The sequence below is a fragment of the Actinobacillus ureae ATCC 25976 genome (assembly GCF_000188255.1).
Classification (GTDB): domain Bacteria; phylum Pseudomonadota; class Gammaproteobacteria; order Enterobacterales; family Pasteurellaceae; genus Actinobacillus; species Actinobacillus ureae.
Window position 1 is genome coordinate 84,341 of sequence record NZ_GL831081.1, and the last position, 19,927, is coordinate 104,267.

Annotated in this window: 15 protein-coding genes and 2 pseudogenes; 7 read left to right on the forward strand and 10 right to left on the reverse strand. The window is 40.4% G+C overall.

What is annotated here, in order from left to right:
• Nucleotide 1: 1 nt before the first annotated feature.
• Nucleotides 2–1,333, reverse strand: a complete 1,332-nt coding sequence (locus HMPREF0027_RS08255; RefSeq protein ID WP_005624094.1) for a Na(+)-translocating NADH-quinone reductase subunit A — start codon at nt 1,331–1,333, stop codon at nt 2–4.
• A 477-nt stretch (nt 1,334–1,810) separates the two neighbouring features.
• On the opposite strand from HMPREF0027_RS08255, the gene nfuA reads away from it, so the two are divergent.
• The gene (nfuA, locus tag HMPREF0027_RS08260) at nt 1,811–2,410 is read left to right on the forward strand and encodes a Fe-S biogenesis protein NfuA (protein ID WP_044024478.1); all 600 of its coding nucleotides are present in this window, start codon (nt 1,811–1,813) and stop codon (nt 2,408–2,410) included.
• Between the two features lie 69 nt (nt 2,411–2,479).
• Here the strand turns inward: nfuA and add are convergent.
• The 3 genes and pseudogenes from add to HMPREF0027_RS08275 all read right to left on the reverse strand — a co-directional run bounded on the left by add (nt 2,480) and on the right by HMPREF0027_RS08275 (nt 6,310).
• Nucleotides 2,480–3,514, reverse strand: a pseudogene (gene add, locus HMPREF0027_RS08265) (adenosine deaminase).
• A gap of 164 nt (nt 3,515–3,678) precedes the next feature.
• Nucleotides 3,679–5,343 (reverse strand): ribonucleoside-diphosphate reductase subunit alpha, encoded by a 1,665-nt coding sequence (locus tag HMPREF0027_RS08270; RefSeq protein WP_005624104.1) that lies wholly within the window; start codon nt 5,341–5,343, stop codon nt 3,679–3,681.
• A complete protein-coding gene (locus HMPREF0027_RS08275) occupies nt 5,330–6,310 on the reverse strand; it encodes a ribonucleotide-diphosphate reductase subunit beta (RefSeq protein WP_005624106.1) in 981 nt (326 codons plus the stop codon). Before HMPREF0027_RS08275 ends, HMPREF0027_RS08270 begins: the two co-directional genes overlap by 14 nt.
• 357 nt (nt 6,311–6,667) lie before the next feature.
• Between HMPREF0027_RS08275 and dusA the strand changes: the two genes are divergently transcribed.
• The 3 genes from dusA to HMPREF0027_RS08290 all read left to right on the forward strand — a co-directional run bounded on the left by dusA (nt 6,668) and on the right by HMPREF0027_RS08290 (nt 10,646).
• Nucleotides 6,668–7,639: a tRNA dihydrouridine(20/20a) synthase DusA gene (dusA, locus tag HMPREF0027_RS08280; protein ID WP_005624112.1), complete on the forward strand. Its 972-nt coding sequence runs from the start codon at nt 6,668–6,670 to the stop codon at nt 7,637–7,639.
• Nucleotides 7,640–7,704: 65 nt separating this feature from the next.
• Nucleotides 7,705–9,069 (forward strand): nucleotide 5'-monophosphate nucleosidase PpnN, encoded by a 1,365-nt coding sequence (gene ppnN, locus HMPREF0027_RS08285; RefSeq protein ID WP_044024532.1) that lies wholly within the window; start codon nt 7,705–7,707, stop codon nt 9,067–9,069.
• Nucleotides 9,070–9,080: 11 nt separating this feature from the next.
• A complete protein-coding gene (locus HMPREF0027_RS08290) occupies nt 9,081–10,646 on the forward strand; it encodes a DUF2813 domain-containing protein (RefSeq protein ID WP_005624118.1) in 1,566 nt (521 codons plus the stop codon).
• Between the two features lie 82 nt (nt 10,647–10,728).
• Here HMPREF0027_RS08290 and HMPREF0027_RS08295 read toward each other — a convergent pair whose 3' ends face one another.
• The 5 genes from HMPREF0027_RS08295 to HMPREF0027_RS08315 all read right to left on the reverse strand — a co-directional run bounded on the left by HMPREF0027_RS08295 (nt 10,729) and on the right by HMPREF0027_RS08315 (nt 16,419).
• A complete protein-coding gene (locus HMPREF0027_RS08295) occupies nt 10,729–10,989 on the reverse strand; it encodes an acylphosphatase (protein ID WP_044024479.1) in 261 nt (86 codons plus the stop codon).
• Between the two features lie 17 nt (nt 10,990–11,006).
• On the reverse strand, nt 11,007–12,140 hold the full coding sequence (locus HMPREF0027_RS08300) for a glycerate kinase (RefSeq protein WP_005624124.1): 1,134 nt from the start codon (nt 12,138–12,140) through the stop codon (nt 11,007–11,009).
• 10 nt (nt 12,141–12,150) lie between these two features.
• The gene (locus HMPREF0027_RS08305; RefSeq protein ID WP_044024480.1) at nt 12,151–13,413 is read right to left on the reverse strand and encodes a GntP family permease; all 1,263 of its coding nucleotides are present in this window, start codon (nt 13,411–13,413) and stop codon (nt 12,151–12,153) included.
• 135 nt (nt 13,414–13,548) lie between these two features.
• Nucleotides 13,549–14,658, reverse strand: coding sequence for a CdaR family transcriptional regulator (locus HMPREF0027_RS08310; protein WP_044024533.1), 1,110 nt, complete (start codon nt 14,656–14,658; stop codon nt 13,549–13,551).
• A 123-nt stretch (nt 14,659–14,781) separates the two neighbouring features.
• Complete coding sequence (locus HMPREF0027_RS08315; protein ID WP_044024481.1) at nt 14,782–16,419, reverse strand: ABC transporter substrate-binding protein; 1,638 nt, start codon at nt 16,417–16,419, stop codon at nt 14,782–14,784.
• 446 nt (nt 16,420–16,865) lie between these two features.
• On the opposite strand from HMPREF0027_RS08315, the gene leuC reads away from it, so the two are divergent.
• Nucleotides 16,866–18,275, forward strand: coding sequence for a 3-isopropylmalate dehydratase large subunit (gene leuC / locus HMPREF0027_RS08320; RefSeq protein ID WP_005624136.1), 1,410 nt, complete (start codon nt 16,866–16,868; stop codon nt 18,273–18,275).
• 10 nt (nt 18,276–18,285) lie between these two features.
• Entirely contained in the window at nt 18,286–18,888 is a 603-nt protein-coding gene (leuD, locus tag HMPREF0027_RS08325; protein ID WP_005624139.1) for a 3-isopropylmalate dehydratase small subunit, read from the forward strand.
• A 41-nt stretch (nt 18,889–18,929) separates the two neighbouring features.
• On the opposite strand, the gene HMPREF0027_RS08330 is transcribed toward leuD, so the two are convergent.
• On the reverse strand, nt 18,930–19,748 hold the full coding sequence (locus HMPREF0027_RS08330) for a glycosyltransferase family 2 protein (RefSeq protein WP_005624141.1): 819 nt from the start codon (nt 19,746–19,748) through the stop codon (nt 18,930–18,932).
• Between the two features lie 72 nt (nt 19,749–19,820).
• On the opposite strand from HMPREF0027_RS08330, the pseudogene HMPREF0027_RS12015 reads away from it, so the two are divergent.
• Nucleotides 19,821–19,916 (forward strand): annotated as a pseudogene (locus HMPREF0027_RS12015) (IS1595 family transposase); the annotation flags it as partial.
• Between the last annotated feature and the right edge of the window lie 11 nt (nt 19,917–19,927).

Below are 19,927 nucleotides of genomic sequence, written 5' to 3' on the forward strand. Positions count from 1 at the left end.
ATTAACCTTCCTTCTCGATCTTATCTAACGCAGCACGTAACATCGGACCGTAGTTGTTTTTACCTGGGCAAACATAAGTACATAACGCTAAATCTTCTTCATCTAGCTCTAAGCAACCTAAGTTTTGCGCAGAATCAGTATCGCCGGCCGCTAAGTCACGAAGTAATAACGTAGGAATAATATCTAACGGCATTACACGCTCATATGCACCGATTGGCACCATTGCACGCTCACCACCGTGAACTGCAGTTGTGAAGTTAAATAATTTTTTGCTGAAGTGACCTAATACGGTACGAGTGATAGAGAATTTATCCGAACCTGGCATAATCCAACCGAATAATTCTTTCTCATGGCCTTCTGCAAGTACAGAAACTTGTAACGCATAACGACCTAAGTAGTTAACAGGACCTGTTGCCGTTGCACCACTTAACACTGAACCTGAAATCACACGGTTTTCACCCGCATTGAGTTCATTTGCCGTTAATTGTGAAAGGCTTGCACCAAGACGAGTACGTACTAAACGTGGTGTTTTTACTTGCGGACCAGCAAGCGCAACAACACGGTCAGTAAACAATTCACCACTTGTGAATAATTTACCGATTGCGATTACATCTTGATAATTTAAATGCCATACGGTTTTCGTTAAACCTACCGGATCAATAAAGTGAATGTGAGTACCCACTAAACCTGCCGGGTGACGACCCGCAAATTCGTGTACATTTACACCGCTAACTGAAGGAACATTCGCACCAGCTGCTTTCACTAAATTCACTTTCACGCCTAAACGAGTTAAGACCGTTAAACCGTGTTCGAAATCATTTTTGTATTCGTTAATGATCACAGTCGGATCAGCGCTTAACGGATTAGTATCCATTGCATTAACGAAAATTGATGCTGGAGTTGCATCAACTGCAGGAACTTTGCTGAACGGACGAGTACGGAATGCTGTCCATAAACCCGATTCAACAAGATTTGTTCTTACTTGTTCCGCTGATAAAGAGGCTAATTGCGCAGCTTCATAGCTCTTAAAGGTAATTTGCTCATCACCCTCAACTTTAATCACGACTGATTGAAGAACACGTTTTTCACCACGGTTAATCGTTACTACCGTACCGCTTGCTGGGGCTGTAAATACTACGCCAGGGTTCTTTTTATCTTCAAAAAGTACCTGACCTTTTTTCACTACATCGCCTTCACGAACTTTCATTGAAGGACGCATACCCACATATTCTTCACCAAGCATCGCAACTTCATTAACGGTATTGCCGTTATGGATTACTTGTGCCGGCGTACCTGCGATAGGTAAATCCAAGCCTTTTTTGATTGTAATCATATTGTTTGCACTACTTTTTGTTGGGTTAAAAAAAAGATTACGAAAAAATCGCAATCGCTTCTCTTGAGCCGTAACGCTGATTTAAAAACAAACGAATTCCCCCACTTGTTTCTAAAAAGTTACATTAAGTTCTCAAATCTAGGTTTTATCTTGGAATTAATTCACAAGCTAAAATAAACGAGGTATTTTACCTTAAAAACGAGCTAACTTTCCACAAAAACACACGATTTTAAGCCGTTAGCCCTTGAATATTTGAAATAAATCAATATTTATTAGACAATTTTTTAACCTTTACCTCTAAAGGGGTAATCCATATTTCAGTGTTTCGGCGCCAAACAAGCGGTCAAATTTTCTAAACTTTTTGCAAAGTTTGTAACAATTGGTAATTGCAAAATTTTGAGTAGAAAAAACCGCCTGTAAGGCGTAGAATACCCGATGATTTTACTCAATTTAAATAACGAATTTGGAAACTCAATAATGGAACAACAAGAAGTCATTCATATTTCGATTTCTGAAGCGGCACAAGCACACTTTCGCCGTCTTCTAGAGCAACAAGAAGAAAATACCAATATCCGTATTTTCGTAGTAAACCCAGGCAGCCCTAATGCTGAGTGTGGCGTTTCTTATTGCCCGCAAAATGCCGTAGAAGAAACCGATACACAATTTGAATATAATGGTTTCTCTGCATTTGTAGATGAAATTAGCTTACCTTTCTTAGATGAAGCGGAAATTGATTATGTAACAGATCCGATGGGATCACAGCTCACATTAAAGGCACCTAATGCGAAAATGCGTAAAGTTGCAGATGATGCACCTTTTATCGAACGTCTAGACTATGTGATTCAAACTCAAGTAAACCCACAATTAGCAAGCCATGGCGGCCGAGTAACTTTAATTGAAGTAACAGAAGATAAATATGCTATCTTACAATTCGGCGGCGGTTGTAACGGTTGTTCAATGGTAGATGTGACATTAAAAGAAGGGATCGAGAAACAATTATTAGCCATGTTCCCAGATGAATTAGTCGGTGTGAAAGATGTAACAGAACATCAACACGGCGAACACTCTTACTACTAAATAACATAAAAAAGCACGAGTTTTTACTCGTGCTTTTTTTGCAATTTTTCAGCCAAATTTAACCACTTGCTAAAGTAATGTCGGATAACGTTGTTGAATTTCGCTCAATAAAGCTTTTTTATCTTGCTTAGAGAGAAAAGCCGCTTCAATCGCATTAAATAAAAGTTGCTGCGCTTCTTCTTTAGTCAGCTGATAATCTGCTTCCAATAGCTGGAATTCATTTCTCACATCCGTTTGAGAAACGGTCATATTATCGCTATTTAATGTTGCCACCACACCTCGCTCTAAAAAAGCACGTAACGGATAATCCTGCAAATGCTGAACCGTTTTAGTTTTCAGATTACTACACGGACACATTTCTAACGGCGTTCGACTACCAATCAATTTACGCATTACCACTTCCGACTGAATGGAGCGAACTCCATGCCCAATACGAGATGCGCCGAAATTAAGCGCTTGCTCAACACTTTCCGCACCAGCCGCTTCTCCGGCATGAAGGGGAAAGGGTACACCTAATTCATTTGCATAATCAAATTCTGCACTAAAATTCACTGTCGGAAAGATACCTTCCGCACCGGCTAAATCCACCGCCACCACACCGGCTTCACCTTTACTTAAATATTTATGCGCTAAACGTGCAGTTTCTAAATTTTCCGCCTGATTATCCGCTGCTCGCATACAGCATAAAATTAAATTTGCTTTAAATAACTGTGTTTTTGCTAAGCCTTCTTGTAAACCTTTAATTGCCGCTTGTACCACTTGCTCTTGATCCATGTCTTTTTGGGTATGAAATTGTGGTGCAAAACGAATCTCCGCATAAAGCAAGCCGGCTTAATCTAATCGTTGTAGAACATCAGTAACGGACGAAGCTAACGCTTCAGGGGTTTGTAACAAAGAAATGGGTAATTCGAAACAGCGTAAATATTGGTTTAAATCGCTACAATCTTGGGGAACAGAAATAAAAGGAAGTAAGGTTTGGGGGTCAGAGGACGGGAGTTGAATTTGCTGTTTAGCTGCCCATTCAATCATCCATTCAGGCGATAAGGAACCGTCTAAATGTAGATGTAAATCGATCACTCCATATTTTGCTAAATTTAAAGTCATATTGTCTCCTTAACTGTTATTGATATTTTATATATGACCAAACAAAGATTACACAAACTTACATAAAATGACAATATATAAAAACCATAAGCGGTCTAATTTCTGAGAAATCTTACAGATATAAAAACACCACCTTAACGGTGGTGTTTTTGATACATAACGAATTAACCTTCGCAGCTAGAACAGCTTAATAAGTTACGGTTAAATACTTGCGCCGCACTCATTGAGTATTGGTAATAAATTGATTTTAAACCAAGTTCTTCTGCAGTTAAGTATAACTGGTTCAAATCACGTGCTGGTGTTGCCGGGTGAACCATAATATTAATACTTTGACCTTGGTCGATATATTTCTGACGTTGTGCCGCTTGCTGAATCACGCTTAACTGGCTGATTTCAGAGAAGGTTTTGAATACTTCTTTTTCTTCGTCCGTTAGCTGTTCCAAGTGCTGTACAGAACCGTCATTATGTAAAATCGATTCCCAAATTTCTTCCGTATCTAAACCTTTTTCTTGGAGTAATTTCTCTAAGAACGGGTTTTTATACACAGTTTTGATTTTCGCTAAATCTTTCACATAGTAGTTAGATTTAAACGGTTCAACCGATGGTGATACGCTACCTAAAATAAAGCTACTTGATTTCGTCGGTGCAATACTCATTAAAGTAGTATTACGACGACCATAGCCTTTTAAGATTTCCGGTTCACCAAAACGTTTCGCTAACTCTTGTGACGCTTTTAAGGTTTTTTCTTGTAACGTTTTAAAGATTAAGTTGTTTTTCTGCATTGCTTGGAAGCTATCAAACGCAATATTATTCGCTTGTAAGTAGCTGTGCCAACCTAATACGCCTAAACCTAATGCACGGTGACGAGTTGCAAAGCGATGCGCACGATCTAAGAATGGCATATCTTTACTTTTCTCGATAAACTCACTCATTACCACGTCTAAGAAATAAGTTAATACTTCCGGCGCTTCTGTGTCTTTCCACTCATCAAAATAAAGTAAGTTCATTGAAGAAAGACAGCAAACGAAGCTTTCATCATTGCTTGACGGAAGCATAATTTCGGTACATAAGTTTGAAGCGTGTACCGTCATATTTTTATCTTTATAAACGTCCGGACGACCGGCATTCGCATTATCTTTAAAGAATAAATACGGGATACCCGTTTCAGTTTTACGTTGTAACAGTTTTGCCCAAAGTTGACGTTTATACGGATCACCTGCTTTCATGGATTCTAACCAATCATGACCGACACATACGCCGTAATACATTAATTGGATTGGGTTACCTTCAGTATGAATATCTAACCATTCGTCGATATCACCATGTTCGATATCGATATAACCGGCAAATTGACCTTTACGCGAAGTACCTTGAGAAATAACGTCAATCACCGTATCAAACAATTTACTAAAGTTAAATGAACCGTCTGATTTACCGTTATTTTTAATTGCCGAACCACGCGGACGAATATCACCGAAATAAGCGGAAGTACCGCCACCGATTTTACTCATCATCCCCACTTCAGCGGTCGTCACCATAATTTCGTGAATTGAGTCACCGATGTAGCTACCAAAACAAGAAATCGGTAAACCACGATCTAAACCGAAATTCGACCAAATCGGAGAAGAAAGTGAGAAATAGCCACGAGCCATATAGTGATAGAATTTATCCGCATAACCTTCGATACCGAGTTTATGCTCCGCATGCTCAGCGATAAAACGAATACGCTCTAATGCGGTTGTTCCTTCAAGTAAGTAACCACGTTGTAAAAATAAGCGGCTATCTTCATTTAGCCATTCAAAATCAGGGCGAGTATTAGAATAAGTCATCTGCGGTAATCTGCTTCATTTTTTTGCTGTAATCAGTACTACGTTTGTTAAAGAAATCTGTTTCTTTTGTCGATAAGATTTCAATATCAAACCACTCAGTTTCTTTTAGTAATTCAGGATTTACGTCGTACGGCGGCTCTAAACCTAGCGTCATTAACGAGTTGTTATAACGGCTACGAATATAGTTTTCTACTGCTTCACGACTAATAAAGCTTAAGTCGCCTTCTTCAAAAATCCAATCTAAAATGCCACATTCCGCCTCAAATGCTTGAGTAGATAGGGTCTTTAATTCTTCAAAAAATTCCGGAGTGAAAAGCTCACTGTGTTCATCACGTAAAATTTCGTATAACGCAATACCGAATTTACCATGAATCTCTTCTTCTTTTGATGTTGCTTCAACCGCATTAGAAATCCCTTTAAAGAGGTTTTTATGCTTATTGAACGACATCATAATTAAGAACTGACCGAATAATGAAATATGTTCTACGAAAAGTGAGAATAAAACGAGTGAAAGTACGAATTCACCTTTACCTGCATCCTTATCTTTCATGAACGATTCCATATAACGAATACGGTTCATTAACGGCTCAATGTCTTGGATTTGGCTAAACATTTCGTTTAAGCCTAATTTTTCTAATAAAAACGAGTATGCATCTTTGTGACGAACTTCCGACTCGGCGAATGTACCGCCCACATCATCCATTTCTGGTTTCGGGAAATAGCGATATAGTTCACCCCAGAAACGTTTTACGTTTACTTCCACCTGAGAAATCGCCAACATCGCACGAGTTAACACATGACGTTCGTGATCATTGATATCAATACGGTAGTTCTGAATATCACCGGTAAAATTGAACTCGGTATGCAACCAGTAAGAATGGCGAATTGCATCTTTAAATTCTAATAATTCAGGGTATTCGTATGGCTTGATGTTCAAGCGTTTTTCAAAAAGGTTTCTTTTGGACATACTCGTTAACTCTATCTTTATTCATTAGTAATTATGGCGTGGATTTTAGGGAAAATTTTTTAGTATCACAAGTCTTGACAAACAAGCTTTTTAGCTAGTCGTTTGATTTATAAAGAAAAAAATTTTTGTCAATTTATAAATCAATATCTAGTGGTTTATTTGTAAAAATCTACTAGATATTGTATTGCATTAATTATAATCAAATCGTACTCCGAACGTAAAAACCGTGAATTCACAAGCGTTTTATAGTATGATGAGCGAAATTTTGATCCCTTTACAAGCGGTTAAATTTAGCAAAAAATTTACAAAAGATCGGCTAAATAACACCGCTTGTTATTTTTATTCGTGAACAATTTTATGCAAAATCAATTTTACCGCGGACGTTTTTCCGTTGCACCAATGCTTGATTGGACCACTCGTCATTGTCGCTACTTCCATCGTCAATTTAGCCAACATGCTTTGCTTTATACCGAAATGATCACCGCGCCGGCGATCATTCATGCAAAATACGATCTGCTTGAATACGATCCGAGTGAAAATCCGGTTGCGTTACAGCTCGGCGGCAGCGATCCGGCTCAACTTGCACATTGTGCCAAATTAGTTGAAGAACGTGGCTATGCCGAAATCAACTTAAATGTCGGCTGTCCTTCCGACCGTGTGCAAAACGGGATGTTTGGCGCTTGTTTAATGGCAAAAGCAAATTTAGTTGCAGACTGTATCAAAGCAATGCAAGATACGGTGCAAATTCCAGTGACAGTTAAACACCGTATCGGCATTGATGACTTGGATAGCTACGAATTCTTATGTGATTTTATTGAGAAAGTACAGCCATATAGTAACGATTTTATCGTTCATGCTCGCAAAGCGTGGTTGTCCGGTTTAAGTCCGAAACAAAATCGTGAAATTCCACCGCTTGATTACGAGCGTGTTTATCAACTGAAACGTGACTTCCCGCACTTAAATATTTCAATTAACGGCGGCATTAAAACTGTTGATGAAATCAAACAACACTTGGTATTTGTCGATGGCGTAATGGTGGGGCGTGAAGCCTATCAAAACCCGTCATTGTTAGGTGAAATCGATTCGCAAATTTTCGGTGAAAATCGACCGCTTGTCACCGCCCGTGAAGCGGTGGAAAAGATGTTGCCTTATATTGAAGCACAAACACAAAAAGGGGTTTATTTAAACCACATCGTTCGCCATATGTTAGGCGCATTCCAAAACTGTAAAGGCGCACGCCAATGGCGTCGTCATTTAAGTGAAAACGCTACCAAACAAGGGGCTGGTGTTGAAGTTGTTGAACAGGCGCTCAGCTTTGTACAAAAATAATTAAATTTGCTATTTCCCCCTAAGCAGGCATAATGTTTTTATCTTATGTATCCTTCGGGGGAAATATGACTACTCACTCAGTCAATCCAAAAGGCAGTTTAGACCAACTCTCACATTTGGAAATGGAATTGCTAACCAAAAATGCTCAAGGCAATCTCTATTCTCTTTATCGCAATTGTTCGCTTGCCGTACTGAATTCCGGTGCAGTCACCGATGACAGTCGTGCGCTGCTCAATCAATATCAACACTTTGAAATCAATCTGATTACCCGTGAAAAAGGGGTAACACTTGAGCTGCACAATCCGCCGGAAACCGCTTTTGTTGACGATAAAATGATGCTCAATATTCAATATCATCTATTTGCCGTATTACGTGACATTGTTTTTGTAAACGCCCTTTCTCAATATTTCAAACAAGATCAACCGCAAACCGATTGTCGCTATATCACCAATCAAGTCTTTTCGATTTTACGTAATGCCAAAGCGCTTGAGATTGGTTCTGATCCGAATCTGATTGTTTGCTGGGGCGGCCATTCAATTAACCAAACCGAATACCAATATTGTCGAGCAGTCGGAACCGAATTGGGGCTACGTTTACTCAATATCGTCACCGGCTGCGGTACCGGTGTGATGGAAGCGCCAATGAAAGGCGCTGCGATTGGTCATGCGAATCAGCGTTATCAGAATAGCCGTTTTATCGGAATCACCGAGCCGTCTATTATTGCCTCCGAGCCGCCGAATCCGATCGTCAACGAATTAATCATTATGCCCGATATTGAAAAACGGTTAGAAGCATTCGTGCGAATGGGACACGGCATTGTCATCTTCCCCGGCGGCCCCGGTACATTAGAAGAATTGCTTTATATCATCGGTATAAAACTCAATCCGGCTAATAAGTTACAACAATTACCTGTAATTTTGACCGCACCGCCGGAAAGTGCCGATTATTTCACCGCGATTGATGAATTTATAGGTGAAACGCTTGGTAAAGAAGCGCAACAACAATATGAAATCATCATTGATGATCCGGTTTTAGTCGCCCAAAAAATGGCACAGGCAATGAAAGAAGTGAAACGTCAGCGCCAAGCGCTAGCCGATTCATATAGTTTTAACTGGTTACTGAAAATTGACGATGCTTTTATTTTGCCGTTTGCTCCGACTCACGAAAATATGGCGAATCTTGATCTGCATTTTGACCAAGATCCGGCGCAATTAGCGGCGAATCTACGCCGTGTATTTTCGGGTATTGTTGCCGGTAATATCAAACCGGATACGCAAGATATGATTGAGCAATACGGGCCTTTTCAGCTCAAGGGCAATCGCAAATTAATGGAGAAAATCGACCGCTTGTTACAACGCTTTATTCAGCAACATCGCATGAAACTACCGACCGGAGAGGCTTACAAACCTTGTTATCAGATTCGTAAATAGCGAGGGGAATTATGTATTTACAACAGATTGAAATCAGCGGCTTTCGAGGAATTAATCAGCTCACGCTACAATTGCGCCCGAATATGGTCTTGATTGGTGAAAACGCTTGGGGTAAATCCAGTTTGTTGGATGCGCTCAGCCATATCTTCAATATCAACGGTGAGCTTTATCAATTTAGTGAATCCGACTTCCACCAACAATATCATGCAACTACCAAGGCAGAGCAAATCCGCCTACTGTTCACCTTCTGTGCCGAACATGAGGACGAATGTCAGGCTGATATTCATCAGCCCTATTGCCACCTTTTTTATCCGGATGAAAAAGGCAACCCTTGTATTAATCTACAAGTTTCCGGTAAACACCTAAATGGCGTTATTGAAACTGGCTACTGTTTTCTGAATAACTTCGCCAAACCGCTAACGGTTGCCAATCATGAAGACATTATTCTTTCGATTATCAATCACTCGCCCGTTTATCGTTTTAGAGATGCTCGTTTAAATAAATCCTCGCCGCTTGAAACACTTTCTCCTCATATCGAAAATGAGCAAGATACGCTACAAAGCGAATTACAGGCACTCTCTCTACTGTTGCGCTATTACTTTTTAAGTATCAAAAGCCGTCAACAATTAGCCGATGCAATGCAAGACACTTCCATGCTATGGGAAAGAGTCAAATCACTTTGCTTACGTTTAAAACAGGATCAAAGCGGAGAACTAACTCATAAGGTGCGCACTCACCTTTCCTCGTTGTTTATGATCAGCCAAAAATTACGTCGTGTTGAAAAGCCGATTATTTTATTTGAAGATCTCGAAGCACGTTTACATCCTCGTATGATTGCGATCTTTTGGGAATTAGTAAATTACCTGCCGGTACAACGTATTACCACGACTAATTCGATGGAATTACTTTCTCAAGTGCCGTTACATGAAATTAGTCGCTTGGTGCGTTATCGAGATCATACCGAGGCATTCTCGCTTGCACACAGTTCGTTGGGCAAAGAAGACCTACGTAAACTGACCTTTCATATTCACTACAATCGAGGTTTAGCTTTATTTTCTCGAGCATGGATTTTAGTCGAAGGCGAAACGGAAGTTTGGATTCTAACCGAGCTGGCAAATTTACTGGATATTAATTTGGAAATGGAAGGAATTCGGATAGTGGAATTTGCCCAATGCGGCTTACGCCCGCTAATTAAATACGCCAAAGCGATGGGCATTGAATGGTACGTATTGACCGACGGTGATCAAGCGGGCGAAAAATATGCCGATATTGCCAAAAGCATGTTGCAGGAAAACGAACACCCAAGTAAACATTTGACCGTCATTCCACGCCAAGATATCGAACATTTTTTCTATCACGAAGGACTAAGGGAAGTATTTGTGCGTCTTGCCCGTTGGCAGCCGAGAGATCATAAATACCCGACTAAAACCATTATCAAACGAGCGATTCAGTACACATCAAAACCGGATTTGGCGATTGCGATTTCAACTGAAATCAAACAACGAGGCAACCAAGCGATTCCGAGTTTATTTAGAAAACTATTCATTAAAGTTTTACAACTTATCAAAGAGCAATAAATAACAAGCGGTTAAATTTACAAGATTTTTTGCAAATTTAACCGCTTGTCTGATTCAAAATTCGCCATGGCTAGCGTCGAATTTAAAAGCGTTCGAATTGTTCCGAGCTTTGATAACTTTGTTCAATTAAATTACGTACTGCTGATGTCGGAGGGCCTTTTTGTAACCAGTTTCTGAACGCTGCCATTTGCGCTTCGCTACCAATGGCAACTACTTCCACCGAGCCTTCAGGACGATTTTTCACATAACCTTTAATGCCGATTTTCCCTGCCTCTTGTATCGTGAAGAATCGAAAGCCAACACCTTGTACGTGTTCGGTCACAATAAACAGTTTCTGCTGTATAAGCCCTCCGTCAATTTCTACATTTTCAATTTAATTAAACGTGCGACATTTTCTGCGCTAGACTCCAAATTTTCTCGTCCTTGTTTTAAGGTTTCTTCGAGTGAATTTAATTGACGAATAATCGGAAATACCGCATCAATGCCGTGCTGATAAACTACATTGTAATCTTCTCGTAAGCAACCGACAATCGCAATCACCTGCACATCAAATTGTTTTGCCATTTTTGCCACACCAACCGGTGTTTTGCCGGCAATACTTTGTGCGTCCATACGCCCCTCGCCGGTAATCACTAAATCCGCATCTTGGATATGCTCCGCCAAACGAGTCGCTTCGATAATGATTTGTACACCTGCTTTAAGCTGCACATTCGGCAGTAATAATAAACCGCCGCCCATACCGCCTGCTGCACCGGTGCCGGCATGATTAGCAATCGCAATCCCCTGTTGAGCTAATGCGACATCCGCAAAATGCGCTAACGCATTATCCAAAGTTTGCATCATCTCCGGCGTTGCACCTTTTTGTGGGCCAAACACTGCCGAAGCACCACGCTCACCGCATAACGGGTTATTTACGTCACACGCCACTTCAAACTCAACACTTTGTAAACGAGGCTCTAAATTTTCTAACGAAATCTGGCAGATTTGTTGTAGCTGTTCGCCCCCAAAACCAATTTCCTCACCGGCTGCATTTTTGAAAGAAGCACCGAGCGCTTGCAACATACCGACACCGCCGTCATTGGTTGCACTACCTCCAATGCCTAACAGAATTTTCTTCACGCCCAAATCTAACGCTTTTTTGATTAATTCGCCGGTACCGAAACTGGTGGTTTTAAGCGGATTACGTTGCTCAAAAGGTACAAGGTGTAAACCGGAAGCCGCCGCCATTTCAATAAAAGCGGTCTGTTTATCGCCCGAAATGCCTAAAAAGCCGGTCACTTTATTACCGAGCGGCGCAGTCACTTCAACTTCTAGCAGCTCACCTTTAGTCGCATCAATTAATGACTGAACCGAACCTTCACCACCGTCTGCCATTGGTACTTTAATATATTGCGCATCAGGGAAAATACGTCTGAAACCGCCTTCGATCGATTGTGCCACTTCAAGTGCTGTAAGACTTTCTTTAAATGAATCTGGAGCAATAACAATTTTCATATTTTACCTCTTAGAATAATTTAAACACACCAAATACTAAGGTTGAAACGAGAGTCATAATTAAACCGACTGCTGTTTCATACGGAATTAATTTTAAGCGTTCTTTCATCTCCATATTGACACTTCCGCCAGTGGCATGGAAGAAAGAGCCGTGCGGCATATGATCAAATACGGTCGCACCAGCGTGAATCATTGCAGCACCAGCCAATGCACTTACACCTAATTCGATTAAGGTTGCACTAAATACGTTTGAAGCTACCACGGTACCCGCTGTAGTTGAAGCGGTTGCCAGTGACATTAACGCCCCTGAAATCGGCGCAAGTAAATAAGACGGCAAGCCCGAAGCAGTTAATGCTTCAATTAACACATCTTTTAAACCCGAATTGGCAATAATGCCGGCTAATGCCCCTGTACCTAATAACATCACGGCAACTGGTGACATTTTTAACAAGCCTGAAGTGGCAAATTGATTCACTTGTTTTAATTTGCCCATAGCCAACGCGCCGACTAAGCCACCAAACGGTAATGCGATCAGTGGATCAATTTTTATATCTGCAATAGGACGTAACGCTAATAAGATAATCGCACAAAGCGGTGCGGTAATTGCCGGTAGGAAAGCGGGTAAATTTTGCAGATTATTTGCAGAAACTTCATTATCTGCCACTTTTGAACCTTTGTTGATCAGACGTTTGGCTAAAAAATAGGTCAGAATAATACCGAAAATGGCCGGAAGGATCCCTGCCGCCATTACAGAGGTGAGCGGTAAATGGAAAGCGTCTGAAGCAGCAATCGCATTTGGGTTTGGCGACATAATGTTACCGGCTTTACCGCCGCCAATCATCGCTAATAAGATAGCCGGTTTCGATAAATCGCCTCGTTTCGCTAACGCTAATGCAATTGGGGAAACGGTAATAACCGCTACGTCCACAAATACCCCAACAGCGGTTAAAATCATAGTGGAAAGCACTAAAGCAAGTAAGGCACGGGTTTCACCTAATTTTTTCACAATCGTTTCGGCGATGGTACTTGCCGCACCGGATTCAATTAACACACCGGCTAATACTCCTGCCGCTAAAATACGCATTACTGCGGTGGTAATCCCTTGCGCCCCACCAATCATTAAGCTCACGGTTTGCGACAGATCCGCACCACCGATTAAACCGCCGACCAATGCACCGATTAACATACCGTATGCTGGCGGCACTTTCTTTAAGATTAAAACTATCGCGACTGATAGTGCTACAACAGCACCGACTGCAGTTACCGCAACCATAATGTTCTCCTTAATCCAAAAACATAAATACAAAAATAAATTGTTCGGCATTATGCGGGTTTTTAACGAAAAGTCGTTAGTGAAAATCACAAAAAGATGCGATTTACTGTGACTAATATTGTAAAAATCAACAAATTAAGGCGTCAAAATCGCACCTAAATAGAGAATAAATTTATCTTCTATCTTATTGAAAGATAAAGAAGTTATCTGCTCAATCCGTTCTAAACGATAACGTAAGGTATTTTGATGAATAAACAATTTTTCCGAAGCGTGAACCAGATCACAATTTGACAAAAAATATTGCTGCAAACTTTTAAACAGTACATTTTTCTCATCTTGAGAAATTAAGTGTTGAACCGGTGTAAATAATTCTTTGGCTTGCCACGAATGAGAAAAATCTGCTAATAGCGCCTGTAAGCGATAATCTTCAAAACAGATAATCTGCTTTTTCGTATGATTATTTTCCGCATACGCTAAGGTGTGTAACGCTGATTGGTAAGAAAAATGCGCTTCGACAAAATGTTCTACCAAGCAGCCGATTACCATACGATAATCAGTTTCTGCCATTTGTGACGGAAACAACTGATTCAATGTTTTTTGTTTTTGGCGTTGAAGCAATTCTTCTGCCGGTAACAGCAGCACTAATTTATCCAAACCCACGACGACGACTGTTGCATTCGGTTGCTGCTGCTCTAAATGTAATAAAACCGTTTGTAAATCTTCTGAAGTAGGTTTATTTAATTTGATAATAATCGCCGCCAATGTTTGAACCGGATTTAAATTAAAGAAGCGAGCTTGTTGTTCCGTCTGTTCCTTGTTTAAGCTGCCTTTTAATAATTGGCGAATAAATTCTTCTTTATAACGGCGCTGCCAGCGTTCCGTTTCCAAAACAATCGCTTGTTCAACAATTAATTCCGCCGCCATCGTAACTAATTCCGCATAATGGCGAACTGCCTGCGGTGCGCCGGAAATACCAATAACGCCAATCGTGTTACCTAAATATCTGATCGGTAAATTTAGCCCTTCTCTCGCTTCATAGTTCCACTGTTTTGCTAATTTTTCATCAATTTCAACCGCTTGGTTGCTGCGTAATACAATTACGGCACCGGTATGACGCTCACCTACGCGACTCGGGTCGCCGGAGGCAATAATAATGCCCTGTTCGTCCATCACATTCACTGAATTTGGAATAATTTGCATGGTGCGTTTGACAATCGCTTGCGCGGTTTGTTTGTCTAGTTTCATCATTTCTTCTCTAATTAACGCTAAAAATAAGCGACAAGCGGTCAAATTTTTCCAATTTTTTGCAAAAAATCAGAAAAAACAAACCGCTTAAAAAACAATCCCCTGACAAGCAGGGGATAAAGATTAATGTTTAAGAATATATAAGTTACGCAACAAAATATCATCTTGTGGATCTTTACCACTATAGCCTTTCACATACGGTTTGACTAAACGTGGGTTCACATAGTTATAAATCGGCACGATAGCGTAATCGTCCGCCAGTACTTTTTCCGCTTTCGCATAAGCGGTCGCTCTGCCTTCCGCATCCGTCGCTTTGTAGGATTCCGCTACTGCTTCATCATACGCTTTACTTGCATAACCTGTTTTGTTGTTACTTGAATCCGATAGGAAATACGTCACGAAAGTGCTTGCTTGGTTATAATCTGCCGACCAGCCTGCACGTGCTAAATCATACTTACCTTCACGGCGTGTATCTAAATAGGTTTTCCATTCTTGATTTTCTAATTCAACTTGAACTAGCCCTTTAGTATTGGCTTTCCATAATGAAGCGGCGGCAATCGCAATTTTTTTATGGTTGTCATTGGTGTTATATAAAATTGAGAATTTCAATGGATTTGCCTTGCTGAATCCTGCCTCCTCCAACAATTTAATCGCTTGCGCATTACGCTCTGTCATTGTTTGCTGACTATATTCAGGTGATTGAATTTTTTGTCCTTCGTGAATATAGGTCGGTGTAAACACATAAGTCGGTGTTTGCCCTTGTCCTAGCACTTTATCGGTAATAATCGTACGATCGAGTGCTAAATTTAATGCTTTACGTACTCGAAGATCATCAAACGGTTTTTTGTTCAAATTCATTTCATATAAATAAGTAGAAAGCGTTCTTGCGGTAAAAACTTCTTCCGGAAGATCTTTTTTCAACTTAGCAAACTGTTCCGGCGGTAACGTATAATTCGTTACGTCTAAATCACCTGCTTTATAACGAGCCACATCGGTCGTTGCATTCGGAATGGCTAAATATGTCGCTTTATTAATCACGGTTTCTTTATCATTCCAATAATTGCTATTGCGCTCAAACACGATTTTTTCATTGATAACGTGTTCCACCAATTTATACGCGCCGTTACCAACTAAGTTCGCTTTTTTTGCCCAGCTATCGCCAAACTGTTCTACCACTTTTTTATTTACCGGTAATAATGATGCATGAGTGGTCAGCTCATTTGCGTAAGGAACCGGATTAGTTAACGACAGCACTAACGTATAGTCATCTACTGCTTTCACGCCCAGTTCTTCCGGTTTTTTCTTGCCATCAATAATCTCTTGCGCATTTTCCACTTGTAGATAAGTCAGATAACTTGCGTAAGGTGAAGCGGTTAATGGATTAGCTAAACGCTGCCACGCATAGACAAAATCATGCGCCGTTACCGGTTCTCCATTCGCCCATTTTGCGTTTTGACGTAATTTAAATGTCCATGTTTTGTAATCGGGAGAACTTTGCCAGCTCTCTGCCACACCGGCTTGTAATTTACCTTCTTCATCTTTAGTAATCAGCCCTTCAAACAACTGATAAGCGACTTGAGACTCCGGTACACCTTCTATTCTTTGCGGGTCAAAGCTGGCAGGCTCTGAGCCGTTATTAATAATAATTTCTTGTTTTTCCGCCAAAACCGTTCCTTCCGGCACCTTTGCAGCAAAAGCGCTGCTAGATAAACCGAGTACGATTGCGATATTTACTAATGAGCGAGTCAGTTTTATTTGCATAATTATTTCCTTTGTTTGAATAAATATATAAGACATATATCTTTAAAGTTTTAAAATAAAAAAATCACTTTGTAAAGCGTTATACCTTAATTCAGCTCGCTTTTTTTCCATTTTGTGATAGGAATCACCTTTTATTGCAAATTATTCAATAAAAATAAGTTAGGTAATCACGCTATAAAGCGTTACAAAGCATAGATAAGCGTCTATATAGACTGAATAACCCAGAATAAAATTCTGTATTTTCTCAATAACAGGCATTTTTTTACTTACTCATTAGAATAAAAAACGCCATTTTTTATAAAAATAGTGTTTTACTTTCGTTTTTTTAACCGTTATATTCATTAACAACAATAAGCAAGCGGTTGCTTTTGCAAAAAATAAAGCAAATTTGACCGCTTATTTATTCATATGCATTCACAATATTTATTTTAGAGTTGGACAATATCATGGCAAAAACATTATACGAAAAACTATTTGATGCTCACGTTGTATATGAAGCCGCAGGCGAAACGCCGATTCTTTATATCAACCGCCATTTAATTCATGAAGTGACAAGCCCACAAGCATTTGACGGTTTACGTGTTGCCGGTCGCCAAGTTCGTCAAGTGAGTAAAACCTTCGGCACAATGGACCACAGCATTTCAACCCAAGTGCGTGATGTAAATCAATTAGAAGGTCAGGCGAAAATTCAAGTTTTAGAATTAGCGAAAAACTGTGAAGTAAGCGGTATTTCGTTATTCGATATGCAAACCAAAGAACAAGGTATCGTCCATGTAATGGGTCCGGAGCAAGGTTTAACCCTACCGGGTATGACCATCGTATGCGGTGACTCACATACCGCAACACACGGTGCATTCGGTGCATTAGCTTTCGGTATCGGTACTTCTGAAGTAGAACACGTGCTTGCAACTCAAACCTTAAAACAAGCTCGTGCAAAAAGTATGAAAGTGGAAGTTCGCGGCAAAGTGAACCTGGGCATTACTGCAAAAGATATCGTGCTTGCAATTATCGGTAAAACAACCATGGCGGGCGGTACCGGTCACGTGGTGGAGTTCTGTGGCGAAGCGATCCAAGATCTTTCAATGGAAGGTCGTATGACGGTATGTAATATGGCGATCGAATTCGGCGCTAAAGCCGGTTTAGTCGCTCCGGATGAAACTACTTTTGCTTACCTAAAAGGCCGCCCACACGCGCCAAAAGGTAAAGACTGGGACGATGCGGTTGAATATTGGAAAACCTTAAAATCAGACGATGATGCGATCTTTGACACGGTGGTGGTATTAGAAGCGAAAGATATTGCGCCGCAAGTGACTTGGGGAACCAACCCAGGTCAAGTTATCGGCATTGACCAAGTTGTGCCAAATCCACAAGAAATGGCGGATCCGGTGACGAAAGCCTCCGCAGAAAAAGCATTGGAATACATTGGTTTAGAAGCCAATACCGATATGAAAGATATTCCTGTGGATCAGGTATTTATCGGTTCTTGTACTAATTCTCGTATTGAAGACTTACGTGCGGCAGCAGCGGTGATGAAAGGCCGTAAAAAAGCGGATAACGTAAAACGTGTATTGGTTGTATCGGGTTCAGGTTTAGTGAAAGAACAAGCAGAAAAAGAGGGCTTAGATAAGATCTTTATCGAAGCCGGCGCGGAATGGCGTAATCCGGGCTGTTCAATGTGTTTAGGTATGAATGATGACCGTTTAGGCGAATGGGAACGTTGTGCTTCAACCTCTAACCGTAACTTTGAAGGCCGCCAAGGTCGTAACGGTCGAACCCACTTAGTTAGCCCGGCAATGGCGGCAGCGGCGGCAATGTTCGGTAAATTTGTAGATATTCGTCACGTGGAATTAAATTAAGGATAAAAAAATGGCAGGGTTAAAACAACACTCAGGTTTAGTCGTTCCGCTTGATGCGGCAAATGTGGATACCGACGCAATCATTCCAAAACAGTTCTTACAAGCGATTACTCGTGTCGGCTTCGGTAAGCATTTATTCCACGAATGGCGTTATTTAGATGCGGAAGAAACCCAATTAAATCCGGATTTCGTGTTAAATTTCCCACAATATCAAGGGGCAACCATTTTACTGGCACGTAAAAATCTAGGTTGTGGCTCTTCACGTGAACACGCACCGTGGGCGTTAGCCGATTACGGTTTTAAAGTGATGATCGCACCGAGTTTTGCGGACATTTTCTATAATAATAGCTTAAATAACCATATGCTCCCGATTCGCTTAAGTGAAGAAGAAGTGGAAGAAATTTTCCAATGGGTATGGGCGAACGAAGGTAAACAAATCCATATTGATTTGGAAGCTATGACGGTAACGGTCGGTGACAAAGTTTACCGTTTCGAGTTAGATGAATTCCGCCATCATTGTTTATTAAACGGTTTGGATAATATCGGCTTAACCCTACAACACGAAGATGCAATCGCAGCTTACGAAAGTAAGATTCCGGCATTTTTGCGTTAGTCTGATAAAACTAAAGCCAAGTATCGCTACTTGGCTTTCTTTTATTGGTTTTTATAAAAATCCGAAATATGGCAAACAAAATCCTCTAACATTTCTATTTTCTGTGCTTCGGTAACTTCATCTGAAACTCTAGCAGAAATAGAAGCATAAATCCCTTCTGCAAAACGCTTCACATCCAATGCGTAATTCACACAGAACGTGTGGGTGCAATCTCCCTTATATTCAGTAGATGATAATAACCAGTTAGACACGTTGTTATCATTACATTCCCCCGAATACCAATATTGGCTTGCTTTAATCGCAACTTCACGCTTTAAACAGTAACAATTTGTATCAATATGGTTCTTACGCTCTAAACAAATCGTACCGGAAATCCCTAAAGCATCGGATGATACATCAATATCCCCAATCATTTTGTAGTATTTACCGACTGACTCAAATGTATCTTGGCAAATCAATTTACCGGTTTCCACATTCACAAAGTTACGCATACTATAAACGTAATCATATTGGTGTGCAGTAAGCTGACGAACACAGTTTTCCACATGATTAGGCTCATACCAGTTATCATCATCTAAATAACAGATGAGATCTTCTTTAACCAAAAACGGGGCAATCGCATTGATACTGCTATTTGTCCAATCATTCGCACCGGTATTCATCGGTAGGTATGTCACTACCACTTGTGGGTACTTCTCTACAATCGCTTTCGCATTCGCAGAAAATTGCTGACCATCGACAAAAATATAGTGCTTGCAATTGGCATAGCTCTGTTGCTGTACACTTAGAATAGCTCGTTCTAAATGCGGACGACCTATTGTTGATGTAATAATTGCTACAGAAGGGGCTGTAACAGACATTATTCACTCCTCAGGGATAAATTTATAATTTTAGGGGCTGTAGTAGATTATCAAGAATGCTATACTACAAAAATGAAGATAACCCATTGTAAATTAAAGAAATCTATACAAAGAAGATTGCTTGAATTTTTTGTTGCAGAAGTGACAGCCAGAACAGCTGCAGATTTATATTAGGCATT

What these genes read in the sequence shown, in the direction of transcription:
- HMPREF0027_RS08330 (WP_005624141.1), bottom strand. Translation starts at nt 19,748, where the DNA reads ATGTCTGTTACAGCCCCTTCTGTAGCAATTATTACATCAACAATAGGT.
- ppnN (WP_044024532.1), top strand. Translation starts at nt 7,705, where the DNA reads ATGACTACTCACTCAGTCAATCCAAAAGGCAGTTTAGACCAACTCTCA.
- HMPREF0027_RS08305 (WP_044024480.1), bottom strand. Translation starts at nt 13,413, where the DNA reads ATGGTTGCGGTAACTGCAGTCGGTGCTGTTGTAGCACTATCAGTCGCG.
- HMPREF0027_RS08300 (WP_005624124.1), bottom strand. Translation starts at nt 12,140, where the DNA reads ATGAAAATTGTTATTGCTCCAGATTCATTTAAAGAAAGTCTTACAGCA.
- HMPREF0027_RS08255 (WP_005624094.1), bottom strand. Translation starts at nt 1,333, where the DNA reads ATGATTACAATCAAAAAAGGCTTGGATTTACCTATCGCAGGTACGCCG.
- leuC (WP_005624136.1), top strand. Translation starts at nt 16,866, where the DNA reads ATGGCAAAAACATTATACGAAAAACTATTTGATGCTCACGTTGTATAT.
- HMPREF0027_RS08315 (WP_044024481.1), bottom strand. Translation starts at nt 16,419, where the DNA reads ATGCAAATAAAACTGACTCGCTCATTAGTAAATATCGCAATCGTACTC.
- dusA (WP_005624112.1), top strand. Translation starts at nt 6,668, where the DNA reads ATGCAAAATCAATTTTACCGCGGACGTTTTTCCGTTGCACCAATGCTT.
- HMPREF0027_RS08275 (WP_005624106.1), bottom strand. Translation starts at nt 6,310, where the DNA reads ATGTCCAAAAGAAACCTTTTTGAAAAACGCTTGAACATCAAGCCATAC.
- HMPREF0027_RS08290 (WP_005624118.1), top strand. Translation starts at nt 9,081, where the DNA reads ATGTATTTACAACAGATTGAAATCAGCGGCTTTCGAGGAATTAATCAG.
- HMPREF0027_RS08270 (WP_005624104.1), bottom strand. Translation starts at nt 5,343, where the DNA reads ATGACTTATTCTAATACTCGCCCTGATTTTGAATGGCTAAATGAAGAT.
- HMPREF0027_RS08310 (WP_044024533.1), bottom strand. Translation starts at nt 14,658, where the DNA reads ATGAAACTAGACAAACAAACCGCGCAAGCGATTGTCAAACGCACCATG.
- leuD (WP_005624139.1), top strand. Translation starts at nt 18,286, where the DNA reads ATGGCAGGGTTAAAACAACACTCAGGTTTAGTCGTTCCGCTTGATGCG.
- nfuA (WP_044024478.1), top strand. Translation starts at nt 1,811, where the DNA reads ATGGAACAACAAGAAGTCATTCATATTTCGATTTCTGAAGCGGCACAA.